General features: G+C 44.9%; 1 pseudogene. It reads right to left on the bottom strand.

Features of this window, described 5'->3' with window-relative positions:
- Positions 1 to 252: pseudogene (locus tag AAEZ02_RS22725) on the bottom strand (anthranilate synthase component I); the annotation flags it as partial.
- Positions 253 to 263 lie beyond the last annotated feature (11 nt).

Genomic DNA, 263 nt, shown 5'->3' with positions numbered 1-263 from the left:
CGTTAATAACGCTGCACCATTTTGAGTTAATGCGCTGAAGCTGAGCTGATAACCGTCGCAACGTATCATCATTGCCGCATGAGTGAGTACGATGCTTTTTAAATGGTCTTTACTTTCGACCTCTGCTGATTCTAACAGCATGGTATGAGGCGCATTATTAGTCACTTGCTGATACAGTTTTCGTGGATCAGTATGGTAGGTTAATGCCTGCTTTTGCGTGCTAACCTGAGCGAGTTGGTTTGGTGTGCTCACTCTTGTCGTCA

It is taken from the genome of Shewanella sp. T24-MNA-CIBAN-0130, from assembly GCF_040310185.1.
Classification (GTDB): domain Bacteria; phylum Pseudomonadota; class Gammaproteobacteria; order Enterobacterales; family Shewanellaceae; genus Shewanella; species Shewanella psychromarinicola.
Note: the sequence above shows the minus strand (reverse complement) of the source record. Positions and strands in the feature narration are given on the sequence as shown.